This window comes from Escherichia sp. WS1118 (genome assembly GCF_046487695.1).
GTDB classification, from domain to species: Bacteria; Pseudomonadota; Gammaproteobacteria; order Enterobacterales; family Enterobacteriaceae; genus Escherichia; species Escherichia coli.
Genome location: NZ_JBJQIZ010000001.1, coordinates 484,078 through 506,249, shown reverse-complemented (window position 1 = coordinate 506,249; position 22,172 = coordinate 484,078). Strand labels below are relative to the sequence as shown.

Annotated in this window: 21 protein-coding genes and 1 riboswitch; of the genes, 9 read left to right on the top strand and 12 right to left on the bottom strand. The window is 49.7% G+C overall.

Going from position 1 to position 22,172, the window contains the following annotated elements; genetic code table 11:
* Positions 1–76 precede the first annotated feature (76 nt).
* Both folB and bacA read left to right on the top strand, forming a co-directional pair.
* On the top strand, positions 77–445 hold the full coding sequence (gene folB / locus ACJHYO_RS02415; protein ID WP_001295541.1) for a bifunctional dihydroneopterin aldolase/7,8-dihydroneopterin epimerase: 369 nt from the start codon (positions 77–79) through the stop codon (positions 443–445).
* 90 nt (positions 446–535) lie between these two features.
* Positions 536–1,357: an undecaprenyl-diphosphate phosphatase gene (bacA, locus tag ACJHYO_RS02410; RefSeq protein ID WP_001305111.1), complete on the top strand. Its 822-nt coding sequence runs from the start codon at positions 536–538 to the stop codon at positions 1,355–1,357.
* Between the two features lie 181 nt (positions 1,358–1,538).
* Here the strand turns inward: bacA and cca are convergent, their stop codons facing one another.
* Both cca and ACJHYO_RS02400 read right to left on the bottom strand, forming a co-directional pair.
* Entirely contained in the window at positions 1,539–2,777 is a 1,239-nt protein-coding gene (gene cca, locus ACJHYO_RS02405; protein ID WP_085455542.1) for a fused tRNA nucleotidyltransferase/2',3'-cyclic phosphodiesterase/2' nucleotidase/phosphatase Cca, read from the bottom strand.
* A gap of 63 nt (positions 2,778–2,840) precedes the next feature.
* The gene (locus tag ACJHYO_RS02400; RefSeq protein ID WP_001125331.1) at positions 2,841–3,461 is read right to left on the bottom strand and encodes a TIGR04211 family SH3 domain-containing protein; all 621 of its coding nucleotides are present in this window, start codon (positions 3,459–3,461) and stop codon (positions 2,841–2,843) included.
* A 241-nt stretch (positions 3,462–3,702) separates the two neighbouring features.
* On the opposite strand from ACJHYO_RS02400, the gene ygiF reads away from it, so the two are divergent.
* The 3 genes from ygiF to hldE are packed head-to-tail and all read left to right on the top strand — an operon-like array spanning position 3,703 to position 9,348.
* Positions 3,703–5,004 carry an inorganic triphosphatase gene (gene ygiF / locus ACJHYO_RS02395; protein WP_085455541.1) on the top strand — a complete coding sequence of 434 codons (1,302 nt, stop codon included), beginning with the start codon at positions 3,703–3,705 and terminating at the stop codon, positions 5,002–5,004.
* Between the two features lie 22 nt (positions 5,005–5,026).
* Positions 5,027–7,867: a bifunctional [glutamate--ammonia ligase]-adenylyl-L-tyrosine phosphorylase/[glutamate--ammonia-ligase] adenylyltransferase gene (gene glnE / locus ACJHYO_RS02390; RefSeq protein WP_085455540.1), complete on the top strand. Its 2,841-nt coding sequence runs from the start codon at positions 5,027–5,029 to the stop codon at positions 7,865–7,867.
* 47 nt (positions 7,868–7,914) lie between these two features.
* Positions 7,915–9,348, top strand: coding sequence for a bifunctional D-glycero-beta-D-manno-heptose-7-phosphate kinase/D-glycero-beta-D-manno-heptose 1-phosphate adenylyltransferase HldE (hldE, locus tag ACJHYO_RS02385; protein ID WP_000869178.1), 1,434 nt, complete (start codon positions 7,915–7,917; stop codon positions 9,346–9,348).
* A gap of 119 nt (positions 9,349–9,467) precedes the next feature.
* On the opposite strand, the gene ACJHYO_RS02380 is transcribed toward hldE, so the two are convergent.
* The 3 genes from ACJHYO_RS02380 to ACJHYO_RS02370 form a co-directional block, all read right to left on the bottom strand.
* Positions 9,468–9,527, bottom strand: a complete 60-nt coding sequence (locus ACJHYO_RS02380; protein ID WP_001387081.1) for a type I toxin-antitoxin system Ibs family toxin — start codon at positions 9,525–9,527, stop codon at positions 9,468–9,470.
* 239 nt (positions 9,528–9,766) lie between these two features.
* Positions 9,767–11,428 (bottom strand): flotillin family protein, encoded by a 1,662-nt coding sequence (locus tag ACJHYO_RS02375; RefSeq protein WP_001296425.1) that lies wholly within the window; start codon positions 11,426–11,428, stop codon positions 9,767–9,769.
* A gap of 26 nt (positions 11,429–11,454) precedes the next feature.
* The gene (locus ACJHYO_RS02370) at positions 11,455–12,084 is read right to left on the bottom strand and encodes an OB-fold-containig protein (RefSeq protein WP_000599932.1); all 630 of its coding nucleotides are present in this window, start codon (positions 12,082–12,084) and stop codon (positions 11,455–11,457) included.
* A gap of 269 nt (positions 12,085–12,353) precedes the next feature.
* Between ACJHYO_RS02370 and glgS the strand changes: the two genes are divergently transcribed.
* A complete protein-coding gene (gene glgS, locus ACJHYO_RS02365; RefSeq protein WP_001296424.1) occupies positions 12,354–12,554 on the top strand; it encodes a cell surface composition regulator GlgS in 201 nt (66 codons plus the stop codon).
* 34 nt (positions 12,555–12,588) lie between these two features.
* Here the strand turns inward: glgS and ubiK are convergent, their stop codons facing one another.
* On the bottom strand, positions 12,589–12,888 hold the full coding sequence (gene ubiK, locus ACJHYO_RS02360) for a ubiquinone biosynthesis accessory factor UbiK (RefSeq protein ID WP_001314168.1): 300 nt from the start codon (positions 12,886–12,888) through the stop codon (positions 12,589–12,591).
* Positions 12,889–13,009: 121 nt separating this feature from the next.
* A riboswitch (FMN riboswitch) is annotated at positions 13,010–13,158 on the top strand.
* 103 nt (positions 13,159–13,261) lie between these two features.
* Between ubiK and ribB the strand changes: the two genes are divergently transcribed.
* Positions 13,262–13,915, top strand: a complete 654-nt coding sequence (gene ribB, locus ACJHYO_RS02355; protein ID WP_001076989.1) for a 3,4-dihydroxy-2-butanone-4-phosphate synthase — start codon at positions 13,262–13,264, stop codon at positions 13,913–13,915.
* A 53-nt stretch (positions 13,916–13,968) separates the two neighbouring features.
* On the opposite strand, the gene ACJHYO_RS02350 is transcribed toward ribB, so the two are convergent.
* The 4 genes from ACJHYO_RS02350 to ACJHYO_RS02335 all read right to left on the bottom strand — a co-directional run bounded on the left by ACJHYO_RS02350 (position 13,969) and on the right by ACJHYO_RS02335 (position 18,943).
* Positions 13,969–15,018: a pilus protein gene (locus tag ACJHYO_RS02350; protein WP_000631275.1), complete on the bottom strand. Its 1,050-nt coding sequence runs from the start codon at positions 15,016–15,018 to the stop codon at positions 13,969–13,971.
* The gene (locus ACJHYO_RS02345) at positions 15,015–15,755 is read right to left on the bottom strand and encodes a molecular chaperone (RefSeq protein ID WP_001366880.1); all 741 of its coding nucleotides are present in this window, start codon (positions 15,753–15,755) and stop codon (positions 15,015–15,017) included. Before ACJHYO_RS02345 ends, ACJHYO_RS02350 begins: the two co-directional genes overlap by 4 nt.
* A 15-nt stretch (positions 15,756–15,770) precedes the next feature.
* Positions 15,771–18,293, bottom strand: a complete 2,523-nt coding sequence (locus ACJHYO_RS02340) for a fimbria/pilus outer membrane usher protein (protein WP_001060676.1) — start codon at positions 18,291–18,293, stop codon at positions 15,771–15,773.
* 86 nt (positions 18,294–18,379) lie between these two features.
* A complete protein-coding gene (locus ACJHYO_RS02335) occupies positions 18,380–18,943 on the bottom strand; it encodes a fimbrial-like protein (RefSeq protein WP_000915007.1) in 564 nt (187 codons plus the stop codon).
* A 570-nt stretch (positions 18,944–19,513) separates the two neighbouring features.
* Between ACJHYO_RS02335 and ACJHYO_RS02330 the strand changes: the two genes are divergently transcribed.
* On the top strand, positions 19,514–19,684 hold the full coding sequence (locus ACJHYO_RS02330) for a hypothetical protein (RefSeq protein WP_001296421.1): 171 nt from the start codon (positions 19,514–19,516) through the stop codon (positions 19,682–19,684).
* 61 nt (positions 19,685–19,745) lie between these two features.
* Here the strand turns inward: ACJHYO_RS02330 and zupT are convergent, their stop codons facing one another.
* A complete protein-coding gene (zupT, locus tag ACJHYO_RS02325; RefSeq protein WP_001295627.1) occupies positions 19,746–20,519 on the bottom strand; it encodes a zinc transporter ZupT in 774 nt (257 codons plus the stop codon).
* A 142-nt stretch (positions 20,520–20,661) separates the two neighbouring features.
* Here zupT and ygiD point away from each other — a divergent pair, with 142 nt between their 5' ends.
* On the top strand, positions 20,662–21,450 hold the full coding sequence (gene ygiD / locus ACJHYO_RS02320; protein ID WP_001443213.1) for a 4,5-DOPA dioxygenase extradiol: 789 nt from the start codon (positions 20,662–20,664) through the stop codon (positions 21,448–21,450).
* 45 nt (positions 21,451–21,495) lie between these two features.
* Here the strand turns inward: ygiD and dsbI are convergent, their stop codons facing one another.
* On the bottom strand, positions 21,496–22,167 hold the full coding sequence (dsbI, locus tag ACJHYO_RS02315; RefSeq protein WP_000511506.1) for a protein-disulfide oxidoreductase DsbI: 672 nt from the start codon (positions 22,165–22,167) through the stop codon (positions 21,496–21,498).
* Between the last annotated feature and the right edge of the window lie 5 nt (positions 22,168–22,172).

Below are 22,172 nucleotides of genomic sequence, written 5' to 3'. Positions count from 1 at the left end.
CAACGATGAATCTGTGGATAATACGCACATTTCGCCGGAAGTGGTATCCGGTTAGCCAAAAAGCAGGCAGGACGTGATGGATATTGTATTTATAGAGCAACTTTCGGTAATCACCACTATTGGTGTTTACGACTGGGAACAGACCATCGAACAGAAGTTAGTGTTCGATATCGAAATGGCGTGGGATAACCGTAAAGCGGCGAAAAGTGATGATGTGGCGGATTGCCTCAGTTACGCTGACATTGCAGAAACGGTGGTCAGCCACGTCGAGGGAGCGCGTTTTGCGCTGGTGGAACGCGTGGCTGAAGAGGTGGCGGAGCTGCTGTTAGCACGCTTCAACTCGCCGTGGGTGCGTATCAAACTCAGCAAACCAGGCGCAGTGGCGCGGGCGGCGAATGTTGGTGTCATCATTGAGCGTGGCAATAATCTGAAAGAAAATAATTAATTTTACAGCTGTTAAACCAAACGGTTATAACCTGGTCATACTGCAGTAGTTCGGACAAGCGTTACATTTTTATAATTTAGGGGTTTATTGATGAGCGATATGCACTCGCTGCTGATAGCGGCAATATTGGGTGTGGTCGAAGGATTGACAGAATTTCTGCCGGTATCCAGCACGGGCCATATGATTATTGTCGGTCACTTGTTAGGGTTTGAGGGCGACACGGCGAAAACCTTTGAAGTCGTGATCCAGTTAGGATCAATTCTGGCGGTAGTAGTGATGTTCTGGCGGCGTCTGTTTGGCCTGATTGGCATCCACTTTGGTCGCCCGTTGCAGCACGAAGGAGAAAGCAAAGGTCGTTTAACGCTGATCCACATTTTGCTGGGGATGATTCCGGCGGTGGTACTGGGGCTGTTGTTCCACGACACGATTAAATCATTGTTTAACCCGATAAATGTCATGTATGCACTGGTCGTTGGCGGTCTGTTGCTGATTGCCGCCGAATGCCTGAAGCCGAAAGAGCCGCGTGCGCCGGGTCTTGATGATATGACCTATCGTCAGGCGTTTATGATTGGCTGTTTCCAGTGTCTGGCGCTGTGGCCGGGTTTCTCTCGCTCCGGGGCGACCATTTCAGGTGGGATGCTGATGGGCGTGAGCCGTTACGCGGCTTCTGAGTTCTCGTTCCTGCTGGCGGTGCCGATGATGATGGGCGCAACGGCGCTTGATCTCTACAAAAGCTGGGGCTTCCTGACCACCGGCGATATCCCGATGTTTGCTGTTGGGTTTATCACCGCTTTTGTGGTGGCGCTGATAGCGATTAAAACCTTCCTGCAATTGATTAAGCGCATTTCGTTTATCCCGTTCGCCATTTATCGCTTTATTGTGGCGGCTGCGGTGTACGTCGTGTTCTTTTGATGTGAAGAATAGTGTCGGATGCCTGGAATTGTCCTCGATTGCGTAGGCCGGATAAGGCGTTCACGCCGCATCCGACAATCAACGCCTGATGCGACGCTTGCGCGTCTTATCAGGCCTACAACCGTCGTTGATATGTAGCCGGATAAGGCGTTTACGCCGCATCCGGCAAAATATCCAACAATTACTCAGACTTTGGGCAGCGTTGTTCCTTCCAGTTGGCTACCGCTGCAATTCGGCGGCGGGTCAGCTCTTCGCGAATCTCCACACCTTTAAATCCCGCTTCAACGACGGCTTTTGTTGGTACTGACTGTGCCACTTCCCAGGCTTCGCGCAACCAGCGGCCTTGCGGGTAGTCCGCCAATTCAAAACCGGTTCTGCCGCGCACGTCAGCCTCGCTGGTCAGCGCCAGTTGCTCGACACGCTGCGGTTTACGCCAGGCGTCAATGGAATCAAACAATTTAACAATGGTTTTCGGGTTCAGCATTGGAAAGGTGTGGATGAGATCGTGAAACTCAGCCACCAGTTTGGCTAAGTCACGAATTTCATTAGGCACGCGCAGACGCTGGCACAATTGTTCCACTAACTTCACACCCGCCGGGCCATGACCATGATGACGTGGCCAAAGTTCTGGCGGCGTCAGTCCTTTACCGAGATCGTGGCATAACGTTGCGAAACGGACATCGACCTGCGGACTCAGCATCGCCGCCATTGAGAGCGTCATTAAGGTATGAATACCCGTGTCGATTTCCGGGTGCCACCTGGCAGGGGCCGGAACGCCAAACAGGGCGTCAATTTCCGGGAATAAAACGCGCAGTGCGCCGCAATCGCGCAGTACCTGGAAGAACACCTGGGGATTGCGGGTGGTGAGGGCGCTTTCCGTCTCTTTCCATACCCGTTCAGGCGTCAGGTGTTCCAGTTCACCCGCATGGGTCATCTCGCGCATCAGCGCCAGAGTTTCATCGGCAATACGGAAACTGAGGTGGGCATAACGCGCAGCAAAACGCGCTACGCGCAACACGCGTAACGGATCTTCGCCAAAAGCGGGGGAAACATGGCGCAACAGACGATTTTGCAGATCGCCCAGACCGTTGTACGGGTCGATAATCTCGCCGTTATCGTCCTGGGCCAGCGCATTAATGGTCAGATCGCGACGCTTAAGATCATCTTCCAGCGTGACATCCGGTGCGGCATAGCAGGTAAAACCGGTGTAACCGGAACCAGATTTCCGTTCGGTACGTGCCAGTGCATACTCTTCATGCGTTTGCGGATGCAGAAACACAGGAAAATCGCGGCCTACCTGCTGGTAGCCCGCGTCGAGCATCTCCTGTGGCGTACTGCCGACCACCACCCAATCTCTGTCTTTGACCGGTAGCCCTAACAATGCATCCCGAACAGCACCACCGACCAGATAAATCTTCACGCCATCATCCCTTCGTCAAATACACAATTCCTAATAATAAGACAGTGCAACGAAGAAGGCGATTTAGTTCATCCAGCGATCTTTGCGTTTGCGGCTTGGGATCAGGTGCGGCAGTACCAGACCGAGCAGCAAGCCAAGCCCCAGCACGCCACCGCCATACATAAACCACTGCATGATGATGGTGCGCTGTTTGTCATCCAGCTGTACGCTGGCGGCATCGACCTTTTTCTGCGCGACAATCAGCTCGTTTTTCAGTTTCTGATTTTCTTCTTTTAACCCGTTGATCACGCTGTCACTCTGCGCCACTTTTTGCTGCATTTCTGCGGTGCGCTGATTCCAGGTGTTATCGATATTGGTGAGTTTATCGGTCAGCGTTTTGACCTGATTTTCCAGATCTGGCACACGGGAACGCAGGCTTGGCTCCGTGCTAAGTTGTTTCAACGGGATCCAGGCAGTACGGCCAGAGCTGTCTTTCACCTGGGCATAATTGGTGTTGGCGTCAGTTTGTAATAAGGTCACTTCCTCGCCGGCGTTAACCGTGCCCACGAGGCGATAATGATCTCCCGGACCGCTACGGACCCAGGTATTCAGTTCGTCAGAAACATAGCGCGTTTCTTCAGCGTGTGAGACGGCAGTCGCGCTAAGTGCGAGTAAAGTTAATCCGATCAGGCGTAATTTTGGCATCAGGCTGTCGTTATTGTCATGGAAAGTGGAACGATAGTAGTGGCATCAGTGTCGCTACGCAAAGCATTCGACATCAATCGGAATCCTCTGTGTCAGGTCTTGCCACTGCTTCAAACTTTTACGCCCGTCAAATTGCCCGTTGCATGGCAATTTGGCGCAAAATACTATCTACTGACAAAAAAGATCGCATTAAGTTCGCCGTTCATCGTCACTTATGTGACATAACCGATAAGTAAAGGCTATGGCTCAGGAAATCGAATTAAAGTTTATTGTTAATCACAGTGCCGTTGAGGCGTTGCGTGACCATCTCAATACGCTGGGCGGCGAGCACCATGATCCCGTGCAGTTGCTGAATATTTACTACGAAACGCCGGATAACTGGCTGCGTGGGCACGACATGGGCTTGCGTATTCGTGGCGAAAACGGTCGCTATGAGATGACCATGAAAGTTGCAGGAAGAGTGACAGGCGGCTTACACCAGCGCCCGGAATATAACGTGGCGTTGAGCGAACCGACGCTCGACCTGGCGCAGTTACCGACGGTAGTCTGGCCGAACGGCGAATTGCCTGCCGATCTCGCTTCCCGCGTGCAGCCGCTGTTTAGCACCGATTTTTATCGCGAAAAATGGCTAGTAGAGGTCGATGGCAGCCGAATTGAAATCGCTCTCGATCAGGGTGAGGTGAAAGCGGGTGAATTTGCTGAACCTATCTGTGAGCTGGAACTGGAACTGCTTAGCGGCGACATGCGTGCGGTGCTGAAACTGGCGAACCAACTGGTATCGCAAACCGGATTACGCCAGGGCAGCCTGAGCAAAGCAGCGCGTGGCTATCATCTGGCGCAGGGCAATCCGGCGCGTGAAATCAAACCGACCACCATTTTGCATGTTGCGGCAAAAGCTGATGTGGAACAGGGGCTGGAAGCGGCGTTCGAGCTGGCGTTAGCGCAATGGCAGTATCATGAAGAACTGTGGGTACGCGGCAACGATGCGGCGAAAGAGCAGGTGCTGGCAGCCATTGGCCTGGTCCGTCATACACTGATGCTGTTCGGCGGTATCGTGCCGCGTAAAGCGAGCACTCACTTACGTGATCTGCTGACTCAATGCGAGGCGACCATTGCTTCTGCGGTTTCTGCCGTAACGGCGGTCTACTCTACCGAAACGGCAATGGCGAAGCTGGCGTTGACCGAATGGCTGGTAAGCAAAGCCTGGCAGCCGTTTTTAGATGCCAAAGCGCAGGGCAAAATCAGCGACTCCTTCAAACGCTTTGCCGATATCCATCTTTCCCGCCATACCGCTGAACTGAAAAGCGTTTTCTGCCAGCCGTTAGGCGATCGCTACCGTGACCAGTTGCCACGCCTGACGCGTGATATTGACTCAATACTGTTGCTGGCGGGTTACTATGATCCTGTCGTCGCGCAAGCCTGGCTGGAGAATTGGCTGGGGCTGCGTCACGCTATTCTGACCGGGCAACGCATTGAAATTGAACATTTCCGTAATGAGGCAAACAATCAGGAACCGTTCTGGTTGCACAGCGGAAAACGTTAATCAGGCAAGGATAAAATCGCTTATGAAGCCGCTCTCTTCACCGTTACAGCAGTACTGGCAGACCGTTGTTGAGCGGCTGCCAGAGCCTTTAGCCGAGGAATCACTTAGCGCACAGGCGAAGTCAGTACTTACTTTCAGTGATTTTGTGCAGGACAGCGTGATTGCGCATCCAGAGTGGCTGACGGAACTGGAAAGCCAACCGCCGCAGGCCGACGAATGGCAGCATTACGCTGCATGGTTGCAGGAGGCGCTCAGTAATGTGAGTGACGAGGCTGGGTTAATGCGCGAGCTGCGGCTATTCCGGCGGCGCATTATGGTGCGCATCGCCTGGGCGCAAACGCTGGCACTGGTTACTGAAGAGAGCATATTGCAGCAGCTCAGCCATCTGGCGGAGACGCTGATTGTTGCGGCGCGTGACTGGCTGTATGACGCCTGCTGCCGCGAATGGGGAACGCCGTGCAATGCGCAGGGCGAAGCGCAACCGCTGCTGATTTTAGGCATGGGTAAGCTGGGCGGCGGGGAACTGAATTTCTCCTCTGATATCGATCTGATTTTTGCCTGGCCGGAACATGGTTGTACCCAGGGTGGACGCCGGGAACTGGATAACGCGCAGTTTTTTACCCGCATGGGGCAGCGGCTGATTAAAGTGCTGGATCAACCAACGCAGGATGGCTTCGTCTATCGCGTGGATATGCGGCTGCGTCCGTTTGGTGAAAGTGGCCCGCTGGTGCTGAGTTTTGCGGCGCTGGAAGATTATTACCAGGAGCAGGGGCGCGACTGGGAGCGTTACGCGATGGTCAAGGCGCGGATTATGGGGGATAGCGACGGCGTCTATGCTAACGAGTTGCGTACGATGCTGCGTCCGTTTGTTTTCCGTCGTTACATCGATTTCAGCGTGATTCAGTCGCTGCGCAACATGAAAGGAATGATTGCCCGTGAAGTGCGTCGACGCGGTTTGACCGACAACATCAAACTTGGCGCAGGCGGCATTCGCGAAATTGAATTTATCGTCCAGGTGTTCCAGCTCATTCGCGGCGGGCGCGAACCGTCGCTGCAATCGCGCGCTTTACTGCCAACGCTCAGCGCCATTGCCGCGCTGCATCTGCTTTCTGAAAACGATGCTGAACAATTGCGAGTGGCGTATCTGTTCCTGCGGCGTCTGGAAAACCTGCTGCAAAGCATTAACGACGAACAAACCCAGACGCTTCCTTCTGATGAGCTTAACCGTGCGCGGCTGGCGTGGGCGATGGACTTTGCTGACTGGCCGCAATTGACCGGGGTGCTGACCGCACATATGGCCAATGTGCGCCGGGTGTTTAATGAATTGATTGGCGACGACGAAAGTGAAACTCAGGAAGAGTCGCTGTCGGAACAGTGGCGTGAGCTGTGGCAGGATGCGTTGCAGGAAGATGACACCACGCCAGTGCTGGCGCATCTTAGCGAGGATGATCGCAAACAGGTGCTAATGCTGATTGCTGATTTTCGCAAAGAGCTGGATAAGCGCACTATCGGGCCGCGAGGACGTCAGGTGCTCGACCATCTGATGCCACATCTGCTAAGTGATGTCTGTGCGCGTGAAGACGCTGCTGTCACGCTGTCGCGCATTACCGCCTTGCTGGTGGGGATTGTTACTCGCACCACTTATCTTGAGCTGCTTAGTGAATTCCCTGCGGCGCTTAAGCATTTGATTTCTCTGTGTGCTGCATCGCCGATGATTGCCAGCCAGCTAGCGCGTTATCCATTATTGCTGGATGAATTGCTCGATCCAAATACCCTCTACCAACCAACGGCGACGGATGCCTACCGTGATGAACTGCGCCAGTATTTGCTGCGCGTGCCGGAAGATGACGAAGAACAACAGCTTGAGGCGCTGCGTCAGTTCAAACAGGCGCAGCTGTTACGCATTGCGGCAGCGGATATCGCCGGTACGCTACCGGTAATGAAAGTGAGCGATCACTTAACCTGGCTGGCAGAAGCCATGATTGATGCCGTCGTTCAGCAGGCGTGGGTTCAAATGGTTGCCCGCTACGGTAAGCCAAATCACCTGAACGAACGCGAAGGGCGTGGTTTTGCGGTGGTCGGCTACGGCAAGCTGGGTGGCTGGGAGTTAGGCTACAGTTCCGATCTTGACCTGATCTTCCTCCATGATTGCCCAATGGATGCGATGACTGACGGCGAGCGGGAAATCGACGGGCGACAGTTTTATCTGCGTCTGGCGCAACGCATTATGCATCTGTTCAGTACGCGAACCTCTTCCGGCATTTTGTATGAAGTGGATGCACGACTGCGTCCGTCCGGGGCGGCGGGAATGCTGGTGACATCCGCAGAAGCATTTGCTGATTATCAGAAAAACGAGGCCTGGACGTGGGAGCATCAGGCGCTGGTGCGTGCGCGTGTAGTGTACGGCGATCCGCAGCTCACCGCGCACTTTGACGCAGTACGCCGGGAGATTATGACGCTGCCGCGCGAAGGCAAAACCCTGCAAACAGAAGTGCGGGAAATGCGCGAGAAAATGCGTGCCCATCTCGGCAATAAACATCGCGATCGCTTTGATATCAAAGCCGATGAAGGCGGAATTACCGATATCGAATTTATTACTCAATATCTGGTGTTGCGCTACGCTCACGAAAAACCGAAGTTAACGCGCTGGTCAGACAACGTGCGCATTCTGGAACTACTGGCGCAAAACGACATTATGGAAGAGCAGGAAGCGATGGCGCTGACCCGTGCTTACACGACGCTGCGCGATGAACTTCATCATCTGGCATTACAGGAATTGCCGGGCCATGTGTCGGAGGATTGCTTCACCGCAGAGCGTGAACTGGTGCGGGCAAGCTGGCAGAAGTGGCTGGTGGAAGAATGAAGTATGGTATTATCGCGCGCAAATTTTGAATCTCTCAGGAGACAGGAATGAAAGTAACGCTGCCAGAGTTTGAACGTGCAGGAGTGATGGTGGTTGGTGATGTGATGCTGGATCGTTACTGGTACGGTCCCACCAGCCGTATCTCGCCGGAAGCGCCGGTGCCCGTGGTTAAAGTGAATACCATCGAAGAACGTCCGGGCGGCGCGGCTAACGTGGCGATGAATATCGCTTCTCTCGGTGCTAATGCACGCCTGGTCGGGTTGACGGGCATTGACGATGCGGCGCGCGCGCTCAGTAAATCTCTGGCCGACGTCAACGTCAAATGCGACTTTGTTTCTGTACCGACGCATCCGACTATCACCAAATTACGGGTACTTTCTCGTAACCAACAGCTGATCCGTCTGGATTTCGAAGAAGGTTTCGAAGGGGTTGATCCGCAGCCGCTGCACGAGCGGATTAATCAGGCACTGAGTTCGATTGGCGCGCTGGTGCTTTCTGACTACGCCAAAGGTGCGCTGGCAAGCGTACAGCAGATGATCCAACTGGCGCGTAAAGCGGGTGTTCCAGTGCTGATTGATCCAAAAGGTACCGATTTTGAGCGCTACCGCGGCGCTACGCTGTTAACGCCGAATCTCTCGGAATTTGAAGCTGTTGTCGGTAAATGTAAGACCGAAGAAGAGATTGTTGAGCGCGGCATGAAACTGATTGCCGATTACGAACTCTCGGCTCTGTTAGTGACCCGTTCCGAACAGGGTATGTCGCTGCTGCAACCGGGTAAAGCGCCGCTGCATATGCCAACCCAGGCGCAGGAAGTGTATGACGTTACCGGTGCGGGCGACACGGTGATTGGCGTCCTGGCGGCAACGCTGGCAGCGGGTAATTCGCTGGAAGAAGCCTGCTTCTTTGCCAATGCGGCGGCTGGTGTCGTGGTCGGCAAACTGGGGACATCCACGGTTTCGCCGATCGAGCTGGAAAACGCAGTACGTGGACGTGCAGATACCGGCTTTGGTGTGATGACCGAAGAGGAACTGAAGCTTGCTGTAGCGGCAGCGCGTAAACGCGGTGAAAAAGTGGTGATGACCAACGGTGTCTTTGACATCCTGCACGCTGGGCACGTCTCTTATCTGGCAAATGCCCGTAAACTGGGTGACCGTTTGATTGTCGCTGTGAACAGCGATGCCTCCACCAAACGGCTGAAAGGGGATTCCCGCCCCGTTAACCCGCTCGAACAGCGTATGATTGTGCTGGGCGCACTGGAAGCGGTCGACTGGGTGGTGTCGTTTGAAGAGGACACGCCGCAGCGCTTGATCGCCGGGATCTTGCCAGATCTACTGGTGAAAGGCGGCGACTATAAACCAGAAGAGATTGCCGGGAGTAAAGAAGTCTGGGCCAACGGTGGCGAAGTGCTGGTGCTCAACTTTGAAGACGGTTGCTCGACGACCAACATCATCAAGAAGATCCAACAGGATAAAAAAGGCTAACCGGAAAGCGGTTCACAGATCTCGCTTTGTAGCAGGCGGGCCTATTGACGCTGATTTTTTTTCAACCTAAAGTAAAGGAACAAGGGTGAGGGAGGATTTCTCCCCCCTCTGATTGGCTGTTAATAAGCTGCGAAACTTACGAGTAACAACACAATCAGTATGATGACGAGCTTCATCATAACCCTTTCCTTATACAAGGCCCCTTCCTCGGGAGGGGCTTTCCCGTTTCAGCCCCTTGCTGACTCCCCGATTGTTGATGAGCGCCGGACCCCGCGCAACGCTTTCCCAGAGGCAGTTTTACCTTCCCCGAGCAGTCACGCAAAATGCTGCAACAGCCTGATCATTTGCACCTTTTAGCGGAACGCAGATATAAAAAATCCCCGGCTTTTTGGGCCAGGGATTATTCATAGAAGAGGGCTTACTCTGCTTTTTCTTCGACGGGAGTTGTTGAGCTTAAGGATGAAGTCAATGCCGCCAGTGAGCCGCCTGAAACGCCAATTTCATTGAGCAAGGAGTCAATCAGCGGTGCCTGTGTGCGGTAAGAGAGTGCGGCTGATAACGCTTGTTCTGCCAGGTTTCCGCCCCCCACATTACCCGTGTTTGCATCACCCGTAGCGCCACCACGATTCAGCCCATCGACCTGAATAATTTTGATGCCGTCGATAGACTTCATTGGTTCCACGGATTTCTCAATTACCGCAGGCAGCGCCTGCAATAATGCCAGTTTGAATTTAAGGCTGGTTTGTTCATCAGAAAGTACGTTGATAGCATCGTTCAGCGCACGTTGTGCTTCTGCTTCCGCCAGACCCTTTTTACGTGTAGCTTCGGCTAACTCAACGATAGCCGCCGCCTGCATCTCTGCGGCTTCTTTTTCTGCTTTCGCCCGCACGGTCAGTTCAACCGCTTTGGTTTCTGCATCCTGCGCTGCGGCGATCAACGCCACTTGTTTAGCACGATCGGCTTCGGCAGTCTGGCGAGTGGTTTCTACGTTTTGTTGGGCGCTTACTGCTTCTGCGAGTGCAAGGTTAGCACGCGCTTCTGCCTGGGACTGTTGTTCCGATTTGGCGGCAATAGCGATCGATTTCGTCTGGTTAGCGATTTCGGTGACCTGCTGCTGTTCGATCTCTTTAATGCGAACTTCACGTTCGGCCTCAACCTTTCTTGAGCGGACGGCCTGTTCGCGGTCGATTTCTGTTTCCTGAATCTGTCGTTCAGCCAGAATTCGCGTCTGCTCTGCTTCACGACGACGTTCAGCTTCAAAAGCCGCAATTTTCGCATTCTGCTCAGCGGTACGGGTTTTAACCTGCTGCTCCTGCTCAAGCGTCATAAACGCTTCTTGTTGTTCAATCTCCAACTTGCGCGAAAGTGCATCACGGTTTTTCTCACGCACTGCGACTTCCACATCCTGTTCAACTTCGTTACGTTCGCGACGACGGCGCTCCGTCTCCTGAGTCAGTTTGGTTAAACCTTCGGCGTCAAAGGCATTGTTCGGATTGAAATGTTCTTTCGAGGTCTGGTTAAAGTTGGTAAGTGAAACGCTTTCCAGTTCCAGGCCATTTTTCGACAGATCTTCAGCTACGGTATTTTGTACTCCCTGCACGAAGTTCTCGCGGGTATCCTGTAACTCATGCATGGTCATTTGTGCCGCTGTTGCACGGAGGGCATCGACAAATTTATCTTCCACCAGCATACGTAAGTCTTCAGGCGACAGGGTGCGTTGCCCCAGCGTCTGGGCGGCGGTGGCAATCCCTTCTACTGAAGGTTTTACCCGCACAAAGAAAGCCACTACAACATCAACACGCATACGATCTTTCGTAATCAGGCTATCAATAGTAGAACGGCTGACTTCCAGCTTCAGGGTATTCATATTGATGGGAATTATTTCATGAAAGATCGGCATCACGATTGCGCCACCGCTCATCACCACTTTTTGCCCACTTAAACCAGTACGAACAAATGCTTGCTCTGCCGAAGCGCGACGATAGAGCCTGGCGAAAATAATTCCAATAATAAACAGAATGCATACGGCGATAATCGCGGTAAACATCCAGGAGGGCACAGAATTAACGATATCATCCATTATTAAATTTCCTTTTGATTAATAAATCACAATATCTGGGGCCAGGGATTATTTTCCGCCAAATATCGCGTTGCAGAAAGTCGGCAAATAATTAACACTTTGTCTCCTTTAGTGAAAGTTTTTCCTTCTTCAGGCTCCAGTAGCAAATAATGTATTTGGCCAAATTGATCGGTGAGTTTTCCTTCGCAAGGGTTACCTGAAGTGGCTTGATGGCCGGTAATTAATGCCATGCTACCAACATATTCTTCTTCTGTAATAGCTGAACTATGGTCGCGTGGAATCCAGGGTGCAACGACTTTACCGGTATAATGCACTGCAATAATTGTAAACAGTAAACTGACAGGAACCACGAACAGGTTGGGGAGTGGTGATTGCCAGAGCGTAACGCAGGCATGTTGCAACAGGATGCCAATAAGACCAAAAAAACCAGCGAGTAAGCAGAGGACGACGAGAGCTGGTAATCTTCCAATATTGAGATAATGAAGTGCCTGGCTAATATGACCTGTGGTTATGGAATCATAATGGTCAAGATGTGCATCAAGAGCACCGGAGAGCATGTGACCGCAGATAAGTGCAAAAATTTCTAAAAGGCCGATCAAGAGTACAAAGGAAATAGCGAAAAGATAAGGGGTGTTATAGTCGGCGAATAAAATCATATGTCACTCCAATGTCCATTTAGTGACGCAATATTTACTTTGGAATAGTTTCCTTGCTTACATTTGTCTTTGTTAATAATAACACATGTTAGAGAGGTTCTGGAAGAGAAAGTCTTTTAATATGGTTTTTTTATTTTTCACTAAAAAGTGTGATCGGGGACAATATATTTACGCACGTTATGTTTAAAGGCACTACACTGATTGGGGAATACTGAAATCAGAAAAAGCATATGGCCTTAAAAGGTATGCAATAACCGGAGGATGTGCTTATGGATCATAGTCTTAATTCTTTAAATAATTTCGATTTTCTCGCGCGTAGTTTTGCCAGAATGCACGCAGAAGGTCGCCCGGTCGATATTCTGGCCGTTACTGGTAACATGGATGAAGAACATAGAACCTGGTTTTGCGCACGTTATGCCTGGTATTGCCAACAGATGATGCAAACCAGAGAACTTGAATTAGAACACTGATATTACGGGCCGTCTGGCCCGTTTTTGTGGTGCTTTATTCTGCTTTATCAACTGGCGGGATAGCCGGAGGAGATTGAAGTTCTGCTATCGGATTATTGCGCGCTTCCAGTTCGCTGATGCGCTGCTCCAGTAACGCCAGTTTTTCACGAGTCCGTAACAGGACTTGCGTCTGAACGTCGAATTCTTCGCGGCTTACCAGATCGAGACGCGTCAGCTGCGCTTGTAGGGTTTGGCGGATTTTTTTCTCCACATCTTCCCCGAACTCCCTGATTCCTTTAGGCATTGATTCGTGAACCTGGCGAGCGATTTGCTCAATTTTTTTCGGGTCAATCATTGTAGTTTCCCTGTACTGATAGGTGTTGAGTGCCATTGTAGTGCGATAAGGGTAAGTCATAAACCAGAATTATGTGAAGCTATGCGTTGCTGGCGCTAATCATTAGCGTTATAGTGAATCCGCTTATTCTCAGGGCGGGGCGAAATTCCCCACCGGCGGTAAATCAACTCAGTTGAAAGCCCGCGAGCGCTTTGGGTGCGAACTCAAAGGACAGCAGATCCGGTGTAATTCCGGGGCCGACGGTTAGAGTCCGGATGGGAGAGAGTAACGATTCTGTCGGGCATGGACCCGCTCACGTTATTTTGGCTATATGCCGCCACTCCTAAGACTGCCCTGATTCTGGTAACCATAATTTTAGTGAGGTTTTTTTACCATGAATCAGACGCTACTTTCCTCTTTTGGTACGCCTTTCGAACGTGTTGAAAATGCACTGGCTGCGCTGCGTGAAGGACGCGGTGTGATGGTGCTTGATGATGAAGACCGTGAAAACGAAGGCGATATGATCTTCCCGGCAGAAACCATGACCGTTGAGCAGATGGCGCTGACCATTCGCCACGGGAGTGGTATTGTTTGCCTGTGCATTACTGACGATCGCCGTAAACAACTCGATCTGCCAATGATGGTAGAAAATAACACCAGCGCCTATGGCACCGGTTTTACCGTGACCATTGAAGCAGCTGAAGGTGTGACTACCGGTGTTTCTGCCGCTGACCGTATTACGACCGTTCGCGCAGCGATTGCCGATGGCGCAAAACCGTCAGATCTGAATCGTCCGGGCCACGTTTTCCCACTTCGCGCGCAGGCAGGTGGTGTACTGACGCGTGGCGGTCATACTGAAGCGACTATCGATCTGATGACGCTGGCAGGCTTTAAACCAGCTGGTGTGCTGTGTGAGCTGACTAATGACGATGGCACGATGGCGCGTGCACCAGAGTGCATTGAGTTTGCCAATAAACACAATATGGCGCTCGTGACTATTGAAGACCTGGTGGCATACCGTCAGGCACATGAGCGTAAAGCCAGCTAATGAGATGAAATACTAAATATGAAAATGCCGGGGTGTTCCCGGCATTTTGCTGTTTAGTGGTAGTTGATTTTAACTATCAGGTCTTTCTGAAATGGGCCATAGACGAGTGGTTCACCAGGTTTTTGGGTTAATTCGGCCTGGTAATCGCGGGTTGCCATTGCCGCACTCTGACCGGGAATATAAGTACTAAATAATTTGAACTGGTTAAATTTAATATCTTCTTGCGTTTTTTGATCAGTAATTCGCATGAGCAAGCCGTTACCTATTTCCAGATGCGTATTGTCATATAATGTATCTGAAGTAAAGAAACTGGTTGCAACATCAAACTGTTCGGTACAATCAGACGCAATGTCTTTTATGGTAGAAACGCTGAATGCTGCCTTCGGTGGGAAAGTTGCAATGGAATTCGCAGCGATCTGCCCAAAATTGACTATCTGACTTTCCGGGGAAATGCGGACGTCGACACTACAGTCAAGGAATGAAATATTATCTAACCCCGTAATCGCATAGCGTAAATTTTTCGCGTTGGGGGCCATGTTCGCCCCGCCTTCACCGTCGAATTGCAGCACGTTGACTGTGCCAAAGTTTACCGTCTGATCTCCTGCCGGGCGGCTTTTGAATTTTACATAGACGCGAAAATGGGCGTTAAATGTTACATTTTTTTGAAGAGTGCTGCCATTGCATACAGGGTCATGATAATACCCATTATAGTATTGTTCATATTTATCCAGGCACGCATGAGTATCAATTTTTTCATTTGTCCCTTCATAATCTACACCATTATAAGTCACGCCAAATGTTAAATACGGATTATTCAACATATCGGCACTATTTATTTGGGGCAATTTGATCCAGGCATAGACATTTTCTGATGGGTTATTACTTGACCATCCTGGTGCATTGTCACAATAAACTGTGATATTAATATCTCCGCTCTCCCAAATTTTTTGCCCAGGTTGCGCATTCTCTGGAATTTTGAACGTTGGTAAATCTCCATTTATGAGGGTTGTTCCTCTGTACCCATCCTGATAGCAATCAACAGCAAAAGCTGAAACGTTAAAAAAAAGGCAAAGAATCGCCAGTAGTCGAAAAAGTGTAATCATATTTTCCCCTTCTTCGCAGGAGTACTTTGGCAGAGGGACTGGACGGAATTACATACTACTTTAAACATCTCCAGCCCGCCGTAGTCCGCCACAAAGCCTAACTGGAACGTAGAGGGCAGGTTGTTTAAGTGTTGAGTCGCAGAAGCAAATGGTGCCACCATAATACTGTCCGCACCAGGCATCAGTGTCTTGCCATTAGTGCCGATATAGCCGACGGTAATATGATAAGGCGTCGGGTTATTCAGGGTCAGCCCGGCGGCGGTGCGGGTAATCGTCACTTTTTGCAGAGGAACCATCTCTCCTTCTTTTAACTCAATCGCTTTCGGTCGCCAGAACAGTTTCAGACGGCTTTGCATGGCGATTTGCATGACATTCTGTTCTTTGGCACGCGGCGGAATTTCCCGCACGTTATAGTAGAATAGCGTTTCTCGGTCCTGTGGTAAGTTATTTAACGAGGCCAGCGCCATCAGGCGAATTTGTACCTGTTCATCAGGCTCAATACGTTCCATCGGCGGCAGTGTTGAAATATAATCACGCGTTTTTTTACCGCTGGCATCTTCAATCCACGATTGAGCAAGATAAGGATCGATTTTACTTTGGTTGGTCAGGCGAACCGTTGCGCTTTTATTCGAAGCATTAAAAATGATGCGTGTCCTGTCGGGGGAGACAGTCGCCTGGGCAAAGTTGCAGATCCCCAGAAAACAAATCATTCCTGTTGTGATTAATGGTAATTTCATTATATTCATCCTGAATTATTTGACTGTTTTACAAGGTAAAATTATCGCGCTTTCACTAATGTTACTTTGGTTTGGCGGCGTGACTTCACAGGTATTATCACCCCAGGTTAAATGCAGAATACTGTTTTCCTGAATACCGCTGAGATAAACGAAGCCATCTTCCGCTACCAGGCCCACATCTTTACCTGTCGCTTTATCCGTGACATTCACACCTAGTGGAGGGAAGCGGCCATTTTCCTGACGAATAACGCCGACGATTTGGTATCCGGTGGTGGCATTCAGTTTTGCGTAGCCGATGGCACCCTGGGTGAGCGTAGTACGAATAACCGAGTTTTCGACATCGACACCTTCTGGCAGATCGTTATTGTTCACCCGCAACATGGAGGTGGTGTAGTTCGATAACGAAGGTATCACGGCGATGCCCAGCCCGTTGGTAACGGTACGGTTAGAGTTGATTTCAATGCCGGAGATGCCATCGGTATCGACCATCATGCGGGCGTTATCGCCATAGCTATAATCGTGAAGGGCGACACCATGACGTGTAGCGGTAAGTGAACCGTACCAGCCTGCGGTAACAGAATTGTACTGATTCGGCTGTACACTGCCATTAATGTTCAGGCGTCCCCACGGCGAATAGTGCTGGTAGCTGCCGCGCAGTGTTGGTTCGCCATCACGTATATTGTCGTCCGTTGCCGACGCTGAAATATTCCAGATATTGTTGCGATCTGATGAATCGTACCAGGAAATCATCTGCGAAGTATTACTGCTTCCCGTTCGCTGCATACTGTAGGAGATGTTGCGGTTTTGTTGTAAAGGTAGAGAGAAAGAGAAGTAATATTGATTCTCTTCGTCGTCATCCCAGCGGATTCGACTTACTGCCAGCGATGCAGATATACCTTTGAAATCGCCAATATCAAAGTTTTTGCTTACAGATACGGAGTAGTTGGTATTGCTGGCGCTGTCCCAATAAGTATTGCGTGTAACGTTGAGATAAGAGTTTAATTCCAGCGTTTCAAAGTACTGGTTCAAGGAAATGACATAACTCTCTTTTTCATTATCGATTGACTCATCGCCATTACGCGAGCTGAGGTACTCACTCATCGACACGTAATCTTTATCTGAGAAGCGATAACCCGCGAAGGTAATCTGACTGCCTGTCGATTCGAAATGCTTTGCATAGTTGAAGCGATAGCTGTAACCACGCAGATTGCCGCTATTTTGTTGCTGTAAAGACGCGTCTGCTCCAGTGACATCAAAAGAAAGCGAACCGAATTGGTTAAGGTTAAAGCCAATACCGGTAGTGATAGCCTGATAATCATCAGCGGTGAACATGCCACCACCATACAACGACACATTGTTCAGCCAGCCCCAGGAGGCTTCCGCCGTCCAGAAAAAGGGATTATTGATATCGTTATGCCCGACGGATGTCGGTTTTCCCAGTGACGTTTTATAGCGCACTTGCCCTTTACGGGTTAAATAGGGAATGGATGCGGAGCCAACCTGGAAGGTGCTGGTGCGGCCATCTTCTTCTTCCACTGTGACATCCAGCTGCCCCTGAAACGATTGCCCCAAATCAGAAATAGTAAAAGGGCCTGGCGCGACAGTGGTTTGATAAAGTACACGACCATTTTGTGCCACAGTTACTTTCGCGTTGGTCTGCGCGATGCCGGTAATTTGTGGCGCATAACCCTGTAAATCTGGCGGCAGCATGCTTTCATCACTTTCCAGCGATGCGCCAGTAAAGTGGAAGGTATCGTAAAGATTGGAGCTCAGGTCGTACTGGCCCATAGTGAATTTTGACGACCAGGAGGGGATAGGGCGAAACAGATAAGTTCGCGCAAATTCGCTGTCGCGGTTTACCGAGCGTCCATCAGCAAAATTCTGATTATATTGGTAATCGCTACGTAAGCGCCATGCGCCGAGGTTAAAGCCTAACGTACCATAGGAGCTGACGTTTTGGGTGCTGTCTCCGTGATGTGGGGCATACTGGCTGGCGTACACGTTGTAATCAAGGATAAACCCGGTGATACCGGTATCCCAAAACTCTGGTGGCGTCCAGTTTGTTGCCTGGTATTTTAACCATGCCTGGGGAACACTTAGCGATAATATCATCGTAGCTTTATCAAGTCGTGTCGTTAACTCCTGACGTTGGCTTAAATCGAGACATTCGCTGCCAGCTATGTTTTGCAATGATTCAATAAATTCCGTATTAAGACCGAAATTAGTCAAATTTTCTTTGGTTAAGCAGAGTAACGAACCACTTTCATTATCGGCTTTTACCCATTCCAGTATTAACGTTTGTGGCAACATATTTTTATTTATTTGCACACGAACGAGGTATCTACCAGGGGGGATATAGCCTTTTTTCTCAAAACGAGAGATGTCGATATTCTCACGGTCTTCTGCGTCAATCATATCGACGTTGAATTCTACGGCGTGGACTGGCAAAACGAAGAGTAGGGAACACACAACGCCAGACAGGGCATTTTTAATTGCATGGGATAACTTATCCCGGGAAAACGTGTTTTTATTGTTCATAAAAATCCATTTCTAAAAAGGCCCAAAGTTGCCGATGAAATTTCATCGGCTTTACCGCCTGGCGTTGTGTAGGTATTGACTACCGATTACTTGTAGTCGAGTACGTAATTAGCCTGTGCCTGCACGTTACCCGGGGTCGCGGTGCGTCCCAGAGACTCCATACGGGCTTTAAAGTTCAACTCCTGGTAAGAGTTAGTCGTCGGGAAGTTGATAGTGATTGGAGTGCCAAGAGTCACGTTGGTGTTGTCTGATTTCACCAGACGTACGCCTACATCAGTTGCGCCGCCGATGTTACCTTCCAGAGTGTTTTTAAGCAGGTTGGAGTCGGTAGCGTCAACACTGGCAGAACTAAAGGTGATTTTGACTTTATCAACAGTGTTAGTGCCGTCAGATAAAATACAATCCTGCAAATGAATGGTGACATCTACAGGCAGTGATTTCTGACCGCTTTTTAATACGGTATCAGCAACTTCACCGAGGTTTATTGTCTGATCTTCATCACCAGGAGCAATAGAACAAGGTGCATCGATAACTTCACCTTTAAAAGTAATTTTACCTGAACCCTGATTAGCATCGTCAGCAAGAGCGTTAAAAGCAACGCCTGATAACAATGCGGTTGCGAACATAGATAACAATGTTTTTTTTAACATGACTATAATCCTTTATAAATGGATGAGGAAAATACAGGTTTGAATTTAATATTAATTCAGCTATGGACATTACCATAACCAGAGATAATTTGACTCGTTATTTATATTAAATGCTGATTAAGTAAAACTTAAAATATAATTCCCCGTTATATATTGAGGTGTATATATCTAGATATTTGTTGTTTATCGTTATTTGTGATAATTTTTTTGTATGAATTGCGGCGAAAAAACAACCGTTTGTTGACAAAGGTTTACGCCTAATGTTGTAAAGGGGGGAGTGTATACTTATTATAACGAGTAGGGGCTTAATAATCGTGAAGATATAATATATATCTAGCGATGCTTATTAATTTATATTATTAATTAGTAATGTTTTATCGGGGGATAATATATATTAATAGTCTTGGTTGTTCTTTTTTTAACCAGATATGGTATATAATACAACACTTACTATGATCGAAATCATATACTTGATCCAGAATTATGCGAGTATATGAATGTATTCAACGATGGATATGTGAAATTTTAACGCTAAATGTTTAGTAATGTTAAATTTTGAAGGTGAAAAGGATGTTTATTGCCTGGTACTGGATTGTATTAATTGTTCTACTGGCTGGTGGCTATTTTCTTCATCTTAAACGTTACTGTAAAGCTTTTCGCCATGACAGAGATGCGCTGTTAGCTGCCCGAAGTAAATTAGATAAACGCTCCGATAAAGAAGTGTTTGAAAAGCATCAATAATACCTTTAATAACGATACAGATGTTGCCTTTAGCAATGGGCAACATCTGTCATTATCGTCTTTAACCAATTCCCGCCGTTTGTAGCAGCACTAAACTGAATCCCATCACTGACATTCCACATAGTACGCCATAGCTGGGGTTATTATTGGGGTCGATCTCTTTGGCGAGCGGCATTAATTCGTCAACGGAGAGCGCCACCATAATTCCTGCAACCGCCGCCATGATTGCCGCCATGACCACCGGAGAAATCATGCTACCGAGGATTAACCATGCCAGCACACCACCAAGAATTTCTGCCAGCCCGGAAATGCCCGCCCACAGAATCGCGGTACGTTTCGATCCTGTTGCAGCGTAAACCGGGCCTGCAACCGCCAGACCTTCAGGAATATTGTGCAACGCTACGGCCAGGGCGATGCCAAATCCCAGCTCCAGGTTGCTGCTCGCCGTGACAAAGGTGGCAATCCCTTCCGGGAAGTTATGCAGACTGATGCCGAGAGTGAGCAGAATGGCTGTGCGCTTGATCGATTTTGGCAACGGCTGCACCGATTTTTGCATTAAATCCTGCGGATGCGCATGTGGCAACATGCGGTCCAGGCCAAAATAGCCAAGCAGACCGAAGATAAACATTCCATAACCCAACACAGGCGACATTCCTTCGGCGGCTAATGCGGCAGGAAGCATTTCCATTAATGAGATGAGCAACATGATCCCCGCCGCAAATCCTAGCGAAAACGCCAGTAAGCGGTTCGAGGGTTTTTGCCCGAGAACGCCGAGAAACGCGCCAATAAACGTGGCTGCCCCCGCCAGTATGGTCAGAATGAGAGGTACTGACATCGACAACTCCTTATAAATCTTCACCTTCAGGCAGATCGTCAAAATAACTGATGATCATCATCATTGTTATCCGGGTTCTTACTCCGCCGAACAAGCGTATTGTGAGGATATCAAAATGACACCTTTAGTTAAGGATATCATCATGTCTTCAACACGTATGCCAGCATTGTTTTTAGGTCACGGTAGTCCGATGAACGTGCTGGAAGATAATTTGTATACCCGCAGCTGGCAGACGTTGGGGATGACATTGCCACGCCCGCAAGCAATAGTGGTGGTTTCGGCTCATTGGTTTACCCGTGGAACAGGAGTGACCGCGATGGAGATGCCGCCCACGATTCATGACTTTGGTGGCTTCCCGCAGGCGCTGTACGATACGCATTATCCTGCTCCGGGTTCACCTGCGCTGGCACAGCATCTGGTTGAGCTGTTAGCGCCGGTTCCTGTGGCGCTGGATAAAGAAGCCTGGGGCTTTGACCACGGTTCCTGGGGAGTGCTGATTAAGATGTACCCTGACGCCGATATCCCGATGGTGCAGTTGAGTATCGACAGTAGCAAACCTGCCGCCTGGCATTTCGAAATGGGGCGCAAACTCGCGGCGCTGCGTGATGAAGGGATAATGTTGGTCGCCAGTGGCAACGTGGTACATAACCTGCGTACAGTGAAGTGGCACGGTGATAGTTCACCGTATCCGTGGGCGACGTCGTTTAATGAGTATGTGAAAGCGAATCTGACGTGGCAAGGGCCGGTGGAACAACATCCTCTGGTGAATTATCTCGACCATGAAGGTGGCGCGTTATCGAACCCAACGCCAGAGCACTATCTGCCGTTGTTGTATGTCTTAGGGGCGTGGGATGGGCAGGAGCCAATTACCATTCCGGTCGATGGTATAGAAATGGGCAGTTTAAGTATGCTGTCGGTGCAGATAGGTTAATAAAAGAACCCGAAGCCAGAATGACTGGCTTCGGGTGTTGCTGAGTTAGCCTCTGATGATTTTAAGCGCCCATGCGCCACTCATAATGACCAGCAGCACCAGACACATACCAAAAGCCAGCATACAAGCCTGAGCCATATTCATAAAATGCCATGGTGGTAGCAGATACCAGCCTTCAGATTGCTGATACATTTCCACAAACCACTGTTGCGTGCTGCTCAGTGTGACGCCATCAGGAACGATTGGTGCGTCATAGCCACAATCCCCGGTAGGCTTGAACCAATTTGGTGCCCACTGTGCCAGCGGCAGGTTAAAGGGAAAAGTTGGATCGGTAGAGCAACCCTGTACGCCAAACAGTGAATCGGGATCCGGATTATGTACTGCATGGTGGATATCGTTCAGTTTGAGCGAAAACTTCAGTCCCAAAATGCTGCCGTAAAATGCCATCACGCAGCCAATTAGCTTTAGGATGATGTTCTTTGGGTTGATCGCTGCAACCAATCCTCCAATAACCATCACAAACATGGCGTAGCGAATGTATACACATTGCTCACAGGGTGCCATGTAGAGATAGATCTGGAAGAAAGAGTGCGCCAGGATAATTAACGCGCCCATCGCAACGGCCATTAACAACCACAACAAGCGTTGCTCCTGCCATCTGACCAGTGTGTCAACTGGTGATGTGCGAAGATCTTTCCACATTCCCTTAATACCCATAGCCT

Bases quoted from the DNA above. Each gene is read 5' to 3' on its own strand.
- ACJHYO_RS02350 (WP_000631275.1), bottom strand. From the start codon at position 15,018: ATGATTACACTTTTTCGACTACTGGCGATTCTTTGCCTTTTTTTTAAC.
- dsbI (WP_000511506.1), bottom strand. From the start codon at position 22,167: ATGGGTATTAAGGGAATGTGGAAAGATCTTCGCACATCACCAGTTGAC.
- ACJHYO_RS02375 (WP_001296425.1), bottom strand. From the start codon at position 11,428: ATGGATGATATCGTTAATTCTGTGCCCTCCTGGATGTTTACCGCGATT.
- ACJHYO_RS02335 (WP_000915007.1), bottom strand. From the start codon at position 18,943: ATGTTAAAAAAAACATTGTTATCTATGTTCGCAACCGCATTGTTATCA.
- bacA (WP_001305111.1), top strand. From the start codon at position 536: ATGAGCGATATGCACTCGCTGCTGATAGCGGCAATATTGGGTGTGGTC.
- glgS (WP_001296424.1), top strand. From the start codon at position 12,354: ATGGATCATAGTCTTAATTCTTTAAATAATTTCGATTTTCTCGCGCGT.
- glnE (WP_085455540.1), top strand. From the start codon at position 5,027: ATGAAGCCGCTCTCTTCACCGTTACAGCAGTACTGGCAGACCGTTGTT.
- ACJHYO_RS02340 (WP_001060676.1), bottom strand. From the start codon at position 18,293: ATGAACAATAAAAACACGTTTTCCCGGGATAAGTTATCCCATGCAATT.
- ACJHYO_RS02370 (WP_000599932.1), bottom strand. From the start codon at position 12,084: ATGATTTTATTCGCCGACTATAACACCCCTTATCTTTTCGCTATTTCC.
- ubiK (WP_001314168.1), bottom strand. From the start codon at position 12,888: ATGATTGACCCGAAAAAAATTGAGCAAATCGCTCGCCAGGTTCACGAA.
- ygiF (WP_085455541.1), top strand. From the start codon at position 3,703: ATGGCTCAGGAAATCGAATTAAAGTTTATTGTTAATCACAGTGCCGTT.
- ribB (WP_001076989.1), top strand. From the start codon at position 13,262: ATGAATCAGACGCTACTTTCCTCTTTTGGTACGCCTTTCGAACGTGTT.
- folB (WP_001295541.1), top strand. From the start codon at position 77: ATGGATATTGTATTTATAGAGCAACTTTCGGTAATCACCACTATTGGT.
- hldE (WP_000869178.1), top strand. From the start codon at position 7,915: ATGAAAGTAACGCTGCCAGAGTTTGAACGTGCAGGAGTGATGGTGGTT.
- ACJHYO_RS02400 (WP_001125331.1), bottom strand. From the start codon at position 3,461: ATGCCAAAATTACGCCTGATCGGATTAACTTTACTCGCACTTAGCGCG.
- ACJHYO_RS02345 (WP_001366880.1), bottom strand. From the start codon at position 15,755: ATGAAATTACCATTAATCACAACAGGAATGATTTGTTTTCTGGGGATC.
- zupT (WP_001295627.1), bottom strand. From the start codon at position 20,519: ATGTCAGTACCTCTCATTCTGACCATACTGGCGGGGGCAGCCACGTTT.
- ygiD (WP_001443213.1), top strand. From the start codon at position 20,662: ATGTCTTCAACACGTATGCCAGCATTGTTTTTAGGTCACGGTAGTCCG.
- ACJHYO_RS02330 (WP_001296421.1), top strand. From the start codon at position 19,514: ATGTTTATTGCCTGGTACTGGATTGTATTAATTGTTCTACTGGCTGGT.